Source organism: Cognataquiflexum aquatile (assembly GCF_003316845.1).
Classification (GTDB): domain Bacteria; phylum Bacteroidota; class Bacteroidia; order Cytophagales; family Cyclobacteriaceae; genus Cognataquiflexum; species Cognataquiflexum aquatile.
Map to the genome: position 1 here is coordinate 63,408 of NZ_QMIK01000009.1, position 13,889 is coordinate 77,296.

The 13,889-nt window shown below is 41.6% G+C and carries 11 protein-coding genes; 8 read left to right on the forward strand and 3 right to left on the reverse strand.

What is annotated here, in order from left to right; all coding sequences use genetic code 11:
• Positions 1-58 precede the first annotated feature (58 nt).
• Positions 59-376: a TfoX/Sxy family protein gene (locus DQW11_RS20760; protein WP_113926051.1), complete on the reverse strand. Its 318-nt coding sequence runs from the start codon at positions 374-376 to the stop codon at positions 59-61.
• Between the two features lie 55 nt (positions 377-431).
• On the reverse strand, positions 432-1,307 hold the full coding sequence (locus DQW11_RS20765; protein WP_113926052.1) for an alpha/beta hydrolase: 876 nt from the start codon (positions 1,305-1,307) through the stop codon (positions 432-434).
• A gap of 232 nt (positions 1,308-1,539) precedes the next feature.
• On the opposite strand from DQW11_RS20765, the gene nth reads away from it, so the two are divergent.
• The 3 genes from nth to DQW11_RS20780 are packed head-to-tail and all read left to right on the forward strand — an operon-like array spanning position 1,540 to position 5,234.
• The gene (gene nth / locus DQW11_RS20770) at positions 1,540-2,226 is read left to right on the forward strand and encodes an endonuclease III (protein ID WP_113926053.1); all 687 of its coding nucleotides are present in this window, start codon (positions 1,540-1,542) and stop codon (positions 2,224-2,226) included.
• Positions 2,227-4,014 (forward strand): asparagine synthase (glutamine-hydrolyzing), encoded by a 1,788-nt coding sequence (gene asnB / locus DQW11_RS20775; protein ID WP_113926054.1) that lies wholly within the window; start codon positions 2,227-2,229, stop codon positions 4,012-4,014.
• Positions 4,011-5,234 carry a glycosyltransferase family 4 protein gene (locus tag DQW11_RS20780; RefSeq protein WP_113926055.1) on the forward strand — a complete coding sequence of 408 codons (1,224 nt, stop codon included), beginning with the start codon at positions 4,011-4,013 and terminating at the stop codon, positions 5,232-5,234. The genes asnB and DQW11_RS20780 overlap by 4 nt, the downstream gene beginning before the upstream one ends.
• Here the strand turns inward: DQW11_RS20780 and gldB are convergent.
• Complete coding sequence (gene gldB / locus DQW11_RS20785) at positions 5,203-6,207, reverse strand: gliding motility lipoprotein GldB (RefSeq protein ID WP_113926056.1); 1,005 nt, start codon at positions 6,205-6,207, stop codon at positions 5,203-5,205. The two genes, DQW11_RS20780 and gldB, sit on opposite strands and share 32 nt — an antisense overlap.
• A gap of 227 nt (positions 6,208-6,434) precedes the next feature.
• Here gldB and DQW11_RS20790 point away from each other — a divergent pair, with 227 nt between their 5' ends.
• From DQW11_RS20790 to DQW11_RS20810, 5 genes are all read left to right on the forward strand, one after another.
• Positions 6,435-7,382 carry a fasciclin domain-containing protein gene (locus DQW11_RS20790; protein WP_113926057.1) on the forward strand — a complete coding sequence of 316 codons (948 nt, stop codon included), beginning with the start codon at positions 6,435-6,437 and terminating at the stop codon, positions 7,380-7,382.
• A gap of 299 nt (positions 7,383-7,681) precedes the next feature.
• On the forward strand, positions 7,682-8,686 hold the full coding sequence (locus DQW11_RS20795; RefSeq protein ID WP_232826813.1) for a radical SAM/SPASM domain-containing protein: 1,005 nt from the start codon (positions 7,682-7,684) through the stop codon (positions 8,684-8,686).
• Between the two features lie 162 nt (positions 8,687-8,848).
• Complete coding sequence (locus DQW11_RS20800; RefSeq protein ID WP_449397078.1) at positions 8,849-11,464, forward strand: SLBB domain-containing protein; 2,616 nt, start codon at positions 8,849-8,851, stop codon at positions 11,462-11,464.
• A 4-nt stretch (positions 11,465-11,468) separates the two neighbouring features.
• On the forward strand, positions 11,469-12,536 hold the full coding sequence (locus DQW11_RS20805; RefSeq protein ID WP_113926059.1) for a GumC domain-containing protein: 1,068 nt from the start codon (positions 11,469-11,471) through the stop codon (positions 12,534-12,536).
• A 19-nt stretch (positions 12,537-12,555) separates the two neighbouring features.
• Complete coding sequence (locus DQW11_RS20810) at positions 12,556-13,842, forward strand: oligosaccharide flippase family protein (RefSeq protein ID WP_113926060.1); 1,287 nt, start codon at positions 12,556-12,558, stop codon at positions 13,840-13,842.
• The last annotated feature ends 47 nt before the right edge of the window (positions 13,843-13,889 follow it).

Here is a 13,889-nt window from a genome sequence, read left to right on the forward strand (position 1 = left end):
AGGCGAAAAGCTTTCAGGTTTTTTTATGTATTTGATTTATTATTCTAGGTAAAGATTATTACTTTTTTGGTTTTGGATCAGGTAATTCCTTCAGGGAAATCCGGACCAATTTACTTAACCATTCTCCATCTTCGATTTTGTCTTCAATTAGAAAACTTGGTTTTGCTCCTTCATAAGGTGGTGCTTCCACCACAGTTTCGATAAATTTCCTTCCGGATTCTGTGGGTTTGATAAAAAGTTTATTGTCGCAAATCAGACCAAATAATTTTCCATCGGCATAAACCCCATATTCTCCAAACACTTTTTTGGAAGAGATTTCACCTGCATTTTTGATTTGGTCGATGACGAAGTCTACAAATTTTTGATCGGAAGGCATTTCTTTTTCAATAGATAATTAAATATAAAGTTCTTAACTCAGTTTTATATCAACCTCAGTCCAAAACCCCATCCAAAAACACCTGTGCTTTCCCAATCAAGTCTTGATTGGTCGCCGGGGTGAAGCCGTGTCCCTGCCCTTGAATATATTCCACCAAGTGTAGGACATTCTTGGCAACCAGGGCATTTTCTAGAATTTCACTTTGAGAAATGGGGACGACGGTGTCGATATTCCCATGAAAAAAGACCGTCGGGACGGAATTGGGCGTGACGAATCCCAAAGGGCTTGAATCGGCATAAATCACCGGTTTGGCAGTAGGATTTCCTCCAAGTAAATTGTCAAAGAGCAGTTGGGTAAATAGGTTGAAACCGTAGAAACTGACAAGTTCTGTAGGCGGAAAGAAAGCGACAACAGCTTTGACCAGACCATTTTGGTTGTTTTTGTAGCTGTGCAACAATGCCAAATGTCCTCCGGCACTTCCTCCGGCAAGGATGATTTCATCGCTGACATCCCATGTCGACAATTGGGACTGGATGTAAGCAATAGCATTTTTGATGTCTTCTTCTTGGGAGGGAAATTTGTTTGCGCCGGTCGATATGTTGAAAAGCCTGTAATTGACCGCAACATAAGCATAGTCGTCCTGCACGGCTTCCAGCCAGGGTTTGAACTGAACAAACTCATCCTTGGTGCCATCTACCCATCCGCCACCGTGGATCCACACAAAAACTTTGGTGCTGCCTGTACTTCTGTTTGCCGGCAAAAAAACATCCATCACCTGCCTTTCATTGGTACCATATGGTGTGTTCAACAGTTCCGCAGCAACATCTGGATTTAATTCCGGTTGCGGATCATCCTTTTCGACGCAGGAAAAGAGTATAAAAATCCCTAAAAAAAGACTGCCGGCAAATCTCAAAACTGAACTCCTTACCATAATTTTTTATTTATTTGATCTGTGAAACAACGAAAGTAAGGATTACTTGTTGTAAAAATGGGGATATGGTTATTAAGTTAATGGTTATTGGTAATGTCCGATTTAGAATTCTAAAATGTAAATCACACTATTTGGCGATTCAAAATATCAATTAATATCCAGTATCTACCAATATCTATTTTCAATATCCACGAGTATCAATAATTCAAATATCCAAATCACAAATTAATCCATGCTTCGAAAAGAAAGATACGCTGCAGTCATAGACCATTTTGCCCAACATATGCCGATAGCTGAGACAGAACTCGTCTTCGAGAATCCCTATCAGCTTTTGGTCTCTGTAGTTCTGAGTGCGCAGTGTACCGACAAGCGTGTCAACATGACGACTCCGGCGATTTTCCGGGATTTTCCCAGCCCGGCACATTTGGCGGCCACCGATTTTGATACACTCTTCCCTTATATCCGCAGCATTTCTTATCCAAATAACAAGACCAAACACCTTATTGGACTTGGGAAAATGCTCACAGCCGAATTTGGCGGTGAAGTTCCTTCCACTGTGGACGAGCTCGTCAAGCTTCCCGGTGTAGGCCGCAAAACAGCCAATGTCATCACTTCTGTCGTTTGGAATCAGCCCAATATGGCTGTGGACACCCATGTTTTCAGGGTTTCTAAGCGCTTGGGTTTGGTCAATCAAAATGCAAAGACGCCGCTAGAAGTGGAAAAGCAGTTGATCAAAAATATCCCAAAGAAATACGTCCACATTGCCCATCATTGGTTGATTTTGCATGGCCGGTATGTTTGCCTGGCGAGAATTCCCAAATGTTTGGAGTGCAATATCACCCATCTTTGCAGGTATTTTGAGAAAAACAAAGAAGCGATTTTGAATAAGGATTTCCTTCCCCCTAAAAAGAAAAAATAAATGTGTGGAATCCATGCACTCATCCAACCTGAATCCGATGGCCTAGCCGCCATCCAAAAGATGATGCATGCCACTGAACATCGTGGACCGGATTTTTCGGGTTTCTGCAAAGTAGAAGAGGGTATATTTTTTGCGGCCAACAGGTTAAAAATCCAGGATCTCAGCGATGACTCCAACCAACCGCTTTGGTCTGAAGACCGATCGGCGGTTTTGGTCTTCAATGGCGAACTCTATAACCATCCCGAATTGAAAAGAATCCTGGTCAATCGGGGATACCATTTGGATACAGGTTCAGATTCTATCATTTTGTTACATTGGTTGAAGGCTTTTGGCAAAGAAGGAATCCAACAACTCAAAGGCATGTTTGCATTTGTCTTCGCTGATCAAGGCAAAAAGGAGATTTTGGTCAGCCGGGATATTTCGGGAGAGAAGCCTCTTTATTTTCACCATAATGGAAATTCCTGGATATTTTCCTCAGAGACCAAAGGGATTTTGGCAGGAATGAAAAACAAACCCAAAATCGACAAAACCCAATTTCTACCTTTTTTCTACTATAGGCACAGTATGCCGGACCGGTCATTTTTTGAGGAGGTCAAGCAGGTCTTGCCAGGAGAAATTATCATTCTGGATTTCGATGGGCATATTAGCCAAAGAGAGAAAATGGTTTTGGAACCAAACCAAGAACATGAAACCTCCCAAAATAAATTTGAAGAAACACTAAAAGAAGCTGTTTCCAAAAGTTTTTCTGCTGAAAGGCCTGTCGGAATGGTGCTCAGCGGTGGTGCAGACAGCAGTCTTCTATATACAGTTGCGTATGAACTCACCGGGCAAAAATTACCAACCTACACGGTGGCTTTGGAAAGTAGGCTACAAGGCAAATACAGAGACCCCCATTTTGTCAGGATTTTTAACCAACAATATCCTTCCGAAAACAGAGAAATCCGGGTGAATAAAGCAACGGTCATGGAAAATTGGGATGCCTACATCCAATCCATGGACCAACCTATCGGAGACAGCGCAGGGTTTTTGACCTGGTTGGTAGCCAAGGAGGCCAAAGAAGAAGTCAAAGTCCTGATCTCAGGTGCGGGTGCGGATGAGCTTTTTGCCGGATACAACAGGCATCGGGCGTTTATACATTATCTGAACCATCCCACATTGTTGATGCAGATTGCCACCTTTTCAGATTTCCCATTTCCCGGGTATCTGAAAAAATTGATTCAAAGCATCTCCAAAAATCCTGAGGACACATTTATCCAAATGGCCGCTTTGGAGAAAATCCCTGAAGCATATCTAGGAATTTTCAGACCTTGGTATCCCAAAAGCGAATTTGATTTTAAAAATGCTTTGGATTGGGACAGGACTTTCTACTTGGTCAATGACATTCTCAAAATTCATGACAATGCCTGTATGGCCCATGGGATAGAAGGACGTGCACCTTATTTATATTCTGAGTTACTGGAATTTGCCCTTTCTCAGACAGAGGATGAATTATTGAAAAGCAAAGGAAAAGTCTTTATCAAGGAATCATTGAGGAAACGTGGCCTGGGGCAGATTGCAGACCGGAAGAAACTGGGATTTGGTTTGCCTCTACAAGAATGGATGGAGGAAAATGATTTTAGGGAATGGGTTTTTGGACCCATCCGACAGCTATCAGCAGACTGGGGGGAATGTTTTCCACCTGAAATGCTTAAATTTGTAGCGCAGCCAGAAAAGGCAGAAAAGAGACATTTTCTATTGGTTTGGAACATGTTTATCCTTGCAGGTTGGCTGAATAAGTTTTCGAAATGAAAATCATTTATATCCATCAGTATTTTGTCACGCCTTCTCAGGGAGGGGGAACCCGCTCATACCACTTGGCCAAAGGCTTGGTAGAAGCTGGTATCGAGGTGGAGATGATTACATCGCACTCTGAAAACTATTATGATTTCAAGCTCATTGACGGCATCAAGGTACATTACCTTCCCGTGTCCTACCGTCAGGAATATGGGTTTTTGAAGAGAATTTGGGCGTTTTCGGCTTTTGTGGACCAGGCAAAAAAGCTTCTGCTCAAATTGCCGCGACCTGATTTTTTATACATTACATCGACTCCATTGACTACCGGATGGATTGGATTGTGGGCCAAAAAGAAGCTGGCCATACCTTTCTTTTTTGAAGTCAGGGATCTTTGGCCGGATGCTCCGATACAGGTGGGCGTCATCCAAAATCCTGTCTTGAAGAAAATTCTCTACAGCCTCGAATCCAAGATTTACAGGCATGCTTTTAAGGTGATAGCCCTTTCTCCCGGCATCGCCAATTCCATCCGTGAAAAGTGTGACACCTGCAAAATCCACCTGATACCCAATTTTGCGGACACTGAGTTTTTCCATCCCATAGAGAAAAAGGAATCATTTCTCCAAAAATTTGGCCTCCAACCGACCTTTACCATTGTTTATGCAGGCGCTATCGGTCAGGTCAATGCTGTCGATGAAATGCTGATTTTGGCCAAAAAGGCACAAGAAAAAGGTAGGGATTACCAGTTTGCCGTAATGGGAAAAGGCGCCAAGTCTGAAGATTTGCTACGCAAGGCAAAGAACTTGGGGCTTCACAATTTTTTCTATTTCCCCTTTGGGAGCAAGGAGGAAGTCCGTCAGCTCTTGTCGGTTTCGGACTTGGCAATGGTCACCTTTGCCCACCTTCCTGTACTGAAAACAAACAGTCCCAATAAATTTTTTGATGCCTTGGCAGCAGGAAAGGGAATCATCGTGAACCATAAAGGTTGGGTGTACCAATTGGTAAAAGAGTATAATTTGGGAATTTATTTCAATCCTGAAAATCCCGAAGATGCTTTTGAAAAGTTGGAAAAAATGGCTTCAAATCCGAAACTGCTTCAGGAAACCCAAAAAAATTCCCGTGAATTGGCAGAGAAATATTTTTCCAAAGAGTTGGCCGTGCAGCGGCTTTTGGCAGTCCTCGATCCTGATAGATTCGGAAAGGATTTTAGGGACGAGGTTTATATCCTGACAGCTTGAAGATTTTTTCTGTGTCGGATTCCTCCATCAATTCCTTCAGCGGGACATTATTGTTGAACTGGTAGTCATCCACAATATTCCATCCAAGCCATCTTCCGACGCGTCCCGGAGCGTCAGGACTGATTTCGACGGTGGATGGGGCTTCACCTGTATATTTTCTGATTTCAAAAGGATTGGTTTCGAATAGCAGGTCATTTTCCACAAAGTAGGACCAAATCAAAACTTCATTGTCAAAGCATGCCGCCACTTCTTCACTTGAATAGCCGATGATAAATTCATCAGGAGTGCATGGCAGGATTGCTTTGGTAAAATGATAGGCCTTGCCATAGTAGATCATTTCGGCTACAAGTGAATTTTGCTTCAAATCAGTTTTATTATAAACCGAAGAAATCGCTGTCACAATCATAGGCACGATGTATTTAGCCTCATACCTTTTTGCAATATAATCCGGTAAATCCGGGGCCTGAAAACGATGGTCCGCAGGAAGGAAATAATCCAAGCCGATTACGATCATTTCTTCGTCAATATAAAGATCAGAGCTAAAGCCGCTGACAAAAGTATAGACCTTTGGCACCTTGAATTCCGGAAAATAGTGCTTGATATATTTGAAGGCATTGCTCAGGTCTTTTTCCAAAACTGTGACGTCAGGGTAGTGAATCATTACTTCATCGTAAAGTTCACGCATCAGCGTATCCTGATGGGTAGCGAGCAGTTCAGCAGCCAAATCCTCTTTGGAGGGATAGTTGGACGTCAATAAATATTTTTCTGCGAAGTATGGGTGGTTTTCAAAAAGGTAGGAGAATTCTTCGGATGTTTTTGCAGAAAAGAAATCATTTTCCAACCTTACAATCCTCAATTCTAAGTCCGTATTGAGGATATCTTCGTCCAATTGGCATTCCTCTGTTTCCTTTTTGCAGGATGAAAAAATTGTGACTAGACTCAAAATTGCAGATAAGAGAATTTGGTTTTTCATAAGAATGCCATGCGGGAATAGAATTTGGCCAAATCTACAAGGAATCTTAAAATTATTGCTTGATTTTTTTTGGCAAAGTAACAACTAAATAAATTTATGTTATTGAGTTTAGTTACAATATTTTTCTATTGGTCTACAAAATTAAGTTGTTGGTGTAAACATGCATAACATTGGTTGTATCATGGTGTTTTAAGACTATTCAATTTAACACTTAACCAACAAAATTTATGAAAACTATCAGATCAAAATGGTCCTTATTGACCATAGCATTGATGTCAATGACATTGGTGCTTTTCTCCTCCTGCAATGAGGATGAGACCCCTACTCCGGATCCAAATGTTGTCGAAGTAGCGGCTTCGAACTCTAATTTTTCTACGCTCGTCTCTGCCGTACAGACAGCAGGATTGGTACCAACGCTTTCCGGAACAGGCCCGTTTACGGTTTTTGCACCGACAAACGACGCGTTCAATAGATTTCTAACTGCAAATGGTTTAACTGCAACCCAATTATTGGCTTCCGATGCTTTGGGTGAAACATTGACTTATCACGTTGTTGGAGCATTAGTTCCAGCTTCTTCCGTATCTGCAGGTAAAGTAACTTCAGTTTCGGGAGATCCTTTTTATGTGAGCATTGCGCCAAACAATGAAATATGGATCAATGGTAATACAAAAATTACCGCCACTGATGTTATGGCATCCAACGGAATAATACACGTTTTGGACAATGTCATTACTCCTCCAACACAGAGCATTGCCCAGATTGCCATCGCTTCCACTACTGCTGCGCAACCGGAGTTTACGCAATTGGTAGCAGCACTGGTACGAGCAAATTTAGCAGGAGCTTTTCAAGGTGGTTTTGATGATGACCTCACTGTCTTCGCACCAACAGATGCTGCTTTCCGTAATCTTTATGCTGCTTTGGGAGTTACAAGTGTTGATGAAATTCCATTGGAGACATTGACCGCTGTTTTGCAATACCATGTCGTTCCCGCAAGAGCTTTTTCTCAGGATTTGAGACAAGGGGCTTCATTGCCAACTTTACTGACAGGCAAAAACCTCACCGTTAATCTTTCAGATTTGAAAATAAATGATGCCGGTCTTGTGGCTGAAGCGCTGAATATTCACGCCACCAATGGAGTAATCCATGTGATCGATAAGGTTATGTTGCCGCAATAAATGCAGTAAATAGTTCACTGTCCGTAGTCCACAGATCGGGATTTTGAACTTCAAACCCTGTTGCTTTTTCAGACCGATGAAATTTTTAAGTGACTATGAGTTATTGACCAAACAAGGATTCTTCAAAAAATCTAAACTTGGTTTCTACCTCCCTGAAATATCAATCATTATCGAATATCAATTAATATCTGTTTGCCCTTCTGAAAAAAAGAAATTTAATAAGGAGTAAATAAAGTGAAAAAGTGTCGGTAACCGCCGGCACTTTTTATTTGCTCGTTATTTTTTGGTTATTTCAATCCGTGGAAAACAAATTGGTAATTGGAAAGGCATTATTGAAATACATGAGTTTCAAAAAACTCAGCAATTACCTTTTGCTTTTTTCTTCCTTCCAAATCAGCAGGTTACTTGGAAAACCTAAAATATGGGGCTATCCGACTACGCTGTCTATTGAACCCACGACAAGCTGTAACCTCCGCTGTCCGGAATGCCCGAGCGGGCTAAGGAGTTTTTCTAGGCCGACAGGAATGATAGAAGAGCGGCTTTTCCAAAATATCATAGACCAATCAAAGGACTATCTCACCTATCTCCATATTTATTTTCAGGGAGAGCCCTTCCTTCATCCAAAGTTTTTGGATATGGTTTCTTATGCTGATAAAAAAGGGGTTTTCACTTCCTCTTCTACCAATGCGCATTACCTGAATGAAAAAAATGTGGCGTCGATTCTTGCTTCAGGCCTGAAGCAACTGATCGTATCCATGGACGGCATCACGCAGGAAATCTATGAAGATTATAGGATTGGGGGAAACCTTGAAAAAGTTAAGAAAGGGCTTTCGCTTCTTGTTCAAAAAAGGAAAGAAACAAAACAACTTTTCCCAAGAATTGTCCTTCAGTTTCTCGTCACCGGCAAAAACGAACATCAGATTCCTGCCCTGAAAGATTGGGCTATAGAAGTGGGAGTGGATGAATTGCAGCTGAAGACGACCCAAATCTATGATTTTGAAAATGGGTCTCCGCTGATTCCAAGCGACCACAGGTATTCCCGTTATATACCAAAGATTGACGGTACCTGGAAGCTCAAAAAGGAAATTGAAAACAAGTGCTGGCGTATGTGGCAAGGGGCAGTATTCACTTGGGATGGAAGGATGTTACCATGTTGTTTTGACAAAGATGGACAACATGTGATGGGGAAAATCGGAGAAAGCAGTTTCAAAGAAATCTGGAAAAATGAGACCTATTCAAAATTCCGGAAACAATTGTTAGAGGACAGGTCCCAGATTGACATCTGCAAAAACTGCACAGAGTAAGCGGAATAGGCCTAATTTAATTGCTCTGATATTTCTTTACTGCTTGGAATAACTATATTTACACAGATTTTCTCCTATTTTGAATAGAAAACGCCCTAGGTTTATACGACATTAATCAAAGAGTATATCCAGGTTGCCAACCAAATGACACACCAAAACCTTATGTATTTTCAGCCAAAATTATTTCTAAAAAAAGCTTTAGGGATATTTTTCATTGTGCTTTCCTTGATATTTTTCAATATAAATGTCACCCATGCCCAATCCATGTCCGATCTCAGTGCCATCAAAGTGGATGATCTGTCTGATGCCCAGATCCAGGAACTTATCCGCAGGGCTAGTGAAGCCGGCTTGTCAGAGTCTGAATTGATCCAGATGGCTAGACTCCGGGGTGTTTCGGAAGCGGAGTTGGAAAAATTGAAAAACCGGATTGAAAAATTGGATGTTTCAGGCACTGGGGGAAGTCCCTCAGCCACTTCATCCAAAAGAGAACCAAGAAAACAAGGCGACCTGAATGAAATCACAAGTGGCTTATTTAAAGAACAGGAGGACATGGGTTCAGTTGCTGATGAGTCGTCGCCTTATTTTGGATTGGATATTTTTTACAATAAAAAAAGAAGGTTGAGTTTCGAACCCAATCTGAACATTGCCACACCCAAGAATTATATCCTGGGACCGGGTGATCTGATTTACATAGATGTATATGGTCAATCCGAAAAATACTATGAAGCAACTGTCAGCTCGGACGGATTCATTCTCCTTGACAATGTAGGGCCCGTTGGTCTATCAGGAAAAAGTATCGAAGATGCAGCAATTATCATCAAAAACAGACTCTCTAATTTTTATACAGGGATGTCTGGAAGCAATCCCAATACATTTATGCAGGTCACCCTTGGCAATGTCAGGACGATTAAAGTGCATTTGGTAGGAGAGTTGAGATTGCCGGGAACATTTACGCTGAGTGCTTTCAGTACGGTTTTCAATGCGCTCTATGCTGCTGGAGGACCTAGTGACAATGGTACCATGCGCGAGGTGAAAATTATCCGGGATGGTAAAATTGTCTCGAAAGTTGATATTTATGATTTTTTGGTCAATGGCAACGCCAATCTCAACTTCCAGTTGAAAGACCAGGATGTGGTCATGGTTGATCCGTTTCTTTCCAGAGTAAGTGTGCTTGGTGAAGTAAAGAGGCCTAAAATCTTTGAAGTAAAAGAAGGGGAAACATTTGCAGACCTGTTGAAATATGCCGGGGGTTTTACTGATCTGGCTTTCAAAAACAGGATCAACGTCATCCGCATCACAGGAAAAGAAAAAGCGGTTTCGGATATATTCAATGAGCAATTTTCCATTTTCACTGTCAAAGGTGGTGATCAATATACCGTGACCAAGGTTTTGGACAGGTTTACAAACAGAGTTCAAGTCAAAGGAGCAGTTTTTAGAGAAGGGAATTTCTCCCTTACAGAAGGGCTGACCCTTTCTCAGGTAATCAAAAATGCGGACGGCGTTCGCGGAGAAGCCTATTTGGAAAGAGCAAGCATCCTGAGGACATACGATGACCTTACCACCGAGGTGATAACAGTCAATTTGCGTGGAGTACTTGAAGGAACTGCACCTGACATTCCACTTCAAAGAGAAGATGTCGTCAGGGTATCTAGTATCTATGACCTTCAGGAAGAGTTTTATGTGCAGGTAAGCGGGGAGGTCAAAAACCCCGGAACTTACCCTTTTTCAAAACAGATGACTGCTGAAGACCTCATTATTTTGGCAGGAGGATTAAGGGAATCCGCAAACACTTCAGACGTCGAAATTGCACGCAGGTCGGCTACCTCAGATTCGGGCACTTTTTCGGATTTGGTTCCAATTAAAATAAACATCGGTCTTGATATTCAAGAAAATCCTGTCTTCCTTCAGCCATATGACAATGTTGTAGTGAGGAGAAAGCCGAATTTTACACTTAGCAAACAGATCCAGATAGAAGGACAAGTGAATTCGCCCGGTATATTTTCAGTACAGACTGCAGAAGAAAGGATCTCAGATGTGATCAAAAGAGCCGGAGGATTGACTCCTTATGCCTATACCAAAGGCGCTACCTTGATCAGAAGAACAGAATTTTTTGATACAGAATCTGAGCAGCTCAGAAGGCAGAGAAACCTGCAGGACTTACAGCAAAAACTCCAAAAGGATCCAAACAATACCGAATCGCAGGAATTGTTGTTGGAGAGGTTATATCAGGAAATCGGGAATGTGGATCTTGGAACTTCTGAAGGTGCGGTTGCCGCCCAATCAAAAAGAGAAGCCATCACAGGAATTTCTGAAAACAAGGCTGATTTGGCTCCACTCAAAATTAGACAAACAGAAGCTGTTGCTATAGATTTGGAAGAAATTTTGAAGAATCCGGGATCTGACAAGGACCTCATTCTCGAAGAAGGAGACGTGATTTCCATTCCTAGACAACTTCAGACTGTCAGGTTGAGGGGAGATGTGGTCTACCCTGCCACAGTCCGGTATGAAAAGGATAAAGGAACAAAATTCTATATCAACAGGGCTGGGGGATTTGATATCCGTGCCAATAGGAAGAGAACTTATGTGGTCTATGCCAATGGAGAAGTGGCGAGAACCAAGAGTTTTGTCGGAATCAGGTCCTATCCAACAGTAGCCCCGGGTGCAGAAGTGATCGTACCGACTAAAGGTCCAAGGGTTCCTGTCAGACCCGGAGAAATCGTCGGAATTGCAACAGCGCTCGCGACCCTTGCATTGGTTCTTACCCAACTCAATCCATGATAATATGAATGGACAGCAACATATTTTGGATGATAAGATTACGCTCAAAGAAGTTATTCTCAACTTCAAAGGATGGATTTTCTTCTTTATCAGTAAGTGGAAAATATTCCTTTTGGCAGCAATTATTGGGATTGTAGCGGGTGCATTGGTATCTATCTTCAAGAAGCCTGTTTACCATGCAGAGACGACTTTCGTTTTGGAAGAATCGGACATGGGAGGAATGGGACAGGTTTCGGGGATCGCATCACTTTTGGGCATCAACTTGGGTTCGATGAGTGGTCCTTCCGGGATTTTCCAAGGTGAAAATATCATGGAGCTCTACAAATCCGACAACATGTTGGGCAAGACTCTTCTGAGCCCTTTTGACGACAAAAAACTCCTGATCGACAAGTATATTGAATTCAACGAGCTTGATAAAAAATGGAAAAATAAGGTGGATCTGGCAAGTCTTAATTTTTCCATTCCTAGGGAGAATTTTACTATAACACAGGATTCTGTGGTCAAAGAAATATCAAAGCTGATAAGAGAAAAACACCTTTCTGTCGAAAAGCCCAACCGAAAGCTGAGTATCATTTATGTCACAGTAAGTTCTAAGGATGAGCTGTTTTCAAAAGTTTTCAACGAGTCAATGGTTGCCAACGTCAATAGCTTTTACCTGGAAACCAAAACAAAAAAGACAGCCGAAAACCTTGCCATCCTTCAGATGCAGGCTGACAGTGTAAGGGCTGTGTTGGATGAAAACCTGTTGGAATATGCAACCATGGCAGACAGGATTCCTTTCCCCAATTCACTTGTGCAAAGTGCAACAGTGGGCAGCCGCAGAAAGCAGGTGGATATACAGGCTGCATCGGCTGTTTTTGCGGAAATAACCAAAAACCTGGAAATCGCCAAAGTCAACCACCGCAACAATTCTCCATTGATACAAATTATCGATTCGCCAAGATATCCATTGAAAAGTACCCGGATAAAACTCCTCAAAGGAATGGTTTATGGTGCTGTTCTGATGGGCTTTGCGGCTTTACTTTTCTTGTATTTCAGGCAATTATACCGCCTTCATATCGAGGGAAGTTGAATTTTTATCATGTCCCGATATGATAGAAAAAATCACTTCCCATACTTTTACAGGCCTGTTCAAGAACAAATCGATACAGAACTTTATTTTTTTGATTACCATTCAGGCTTCCAATATTGTGATCACGCTGATCTCTATGCCGCTGTTGATACAGTCCATCGGTGTGGATGGGTTTGGATTGGTCAACCTTTCTCTTTCAGTTATTATCCTTGCAAATATCATGGTGGGATTTGGGTATAACCTCAGCGGCCCACGGGAAGTCGCCCTGCATCAAAACGACAAAGAGATGCTTTCCCATCTTGTCTCCAACATTGTTTTCAGCAAAGTATTGATGGCATTGTTGGCCACTTTGGGCATTGTGGTAGCTATTTTTGGATTGAACATGTTCAGAGAGTATCAGTGGATATTGCTCTTTTCAGTATTGCTTTTGTTTTCTGAGGCTACACTTCCGCTGTGGTTTTTTCAGGGAATGGAAAAAATGAAATTGATTTCCATCGCCAACGTATTCAGCAAGTTGCTATACTTGATGGGGATCGTGCTTTTTATACATAAGCCTGATTCTGCCAAATGGGTGAATTTCATCATGGGAGCGTCGGGATTGGGGATCAACATCCTGCTGCTTCTCTACATTCATTTCATGCTGGAAATCAGGTTTTACAAGCCAAAGTTTGTCCAGCTTTTCACTTCCCTCAAGGATAATGGATTGCTTTTTTTGGCTAACATTACTGCACATATTTCGGTCAATGGAGGATTAATTATATTGAGTTTCTTTTCAGTATCGGAGGTGTTGGGGATGTTTAGCCTTGCAGAAAGGATATCGATGGTCTTGAGGATGTTCCCTTCTGTGGTAATCCATTCTGTTTATCCCAATGCCACTAAATTATTTCAGGTGGATTTAAACAAGTTTTCAGGCTATTTAAAAAAGGTCAGTTTATTGTCCTTAGCAATCGGTTTGACAGTTTCCCTTGTGGTATTTGCTTTAGCTCCATTTATCATCCAAGTGCTATCCAAAAAGGAGTTAGCTGAATCCGTTTCTTACCTGAGGGTTTTGGCATTTATTCCTTTTTTGGCCTCGCTGAATATCATAAATGTGGTTATTTTCCTAGCCAAAGGCCAAAACAACCTTTTATTCAAATCTTCCTGGATGATGGGAATCTTTATGCTTTCTACCTCCATCTTTCTTACAAATCAATTTGGGGCAATTGGTTTGTGCTTTGCCTTAGTGATTACAGAAATTGTTGCTTTTCTGATATGCTGTACTTTGAACTGGATTTACAACAAAAAATTGATTCTAAATTTCTTTTAAAAGCGATTAGTAATAGAGGAAATAATTAGGGCTGTTTTGGTGGAAAC

Excerpts from the sequence above, each read along its gene's own strand:
- DQW11_RS20805 (WP_113926059.1), top strand. The coding sequence starts at position 11,469 with ATGAATGGACAGCAACATATTTTGGATGATAAGATTACGCTCAAAGAA.
- DQW11_RS20810 (WP_113926060.1), top strand. The coding sequence starts at position 12,556 with ATGATAGAAAAAATCACTTCCCATACTTTTACAGGCCTGTTCAAGAAC.
- DQW11_RS20760 (WP_113926051.1), bottom strand. The coding sequence starts at position 376 with ATGCCTTCCGATCAAAAATTTGTAGACTTCGTCATCGACCAAATCAAA.
- DQW11_RS20780 (WP_113926055.1), top strand. The coding sequence starts at position 4,011 with ATGAAAATCATTTATATCCATCAGTATTTTGTCACGCCTTCTCAGGGA.
- DQW11_RS20765 (WP_113926052.1), bottom strand. The coding sequence starts at position 1,307 with ATGGTAAGGAGTTCAGTTTTGAGATTTGCCGGCAGTCTTTTTTTAGGG.
- DQW11_RS20800 (WP_449397078.1), top strand. The coding sequence starts at position 8,849 with ATGTATTTTCAGCCAAAATTATTTCTAAAAAAAGCTTTAGGGATATTT.
- asnB (WP_113926054.1), top strand. The coding sequence starts at position 2,227 with ATGTGTGGAATCCATGCACTCATCCAACCTGAATCCGATGGCCTAGCC.
- nth (WP_113926053.1), top strand. The coding sequence starts at position 1,540 with ATGCTTCGAAAAGAAAGATACGCTGCAGTCATAGACCATTTTGCCCAA.
- gldB (WP_113926056.1), bottom strand. The coding sequence starts at position 6,207 with ATGAAAAACCAAATTCTCTTATCTGCAATTTTGAGTCTAGTCACAATT.
- DQW11_RS20790 (WP_113926057.1), top strand. The coding sequence starts at position 6,435 with ATGAAAACTATCAGATCAAAATGGTCCTTATTGACCATAGCATTGATG.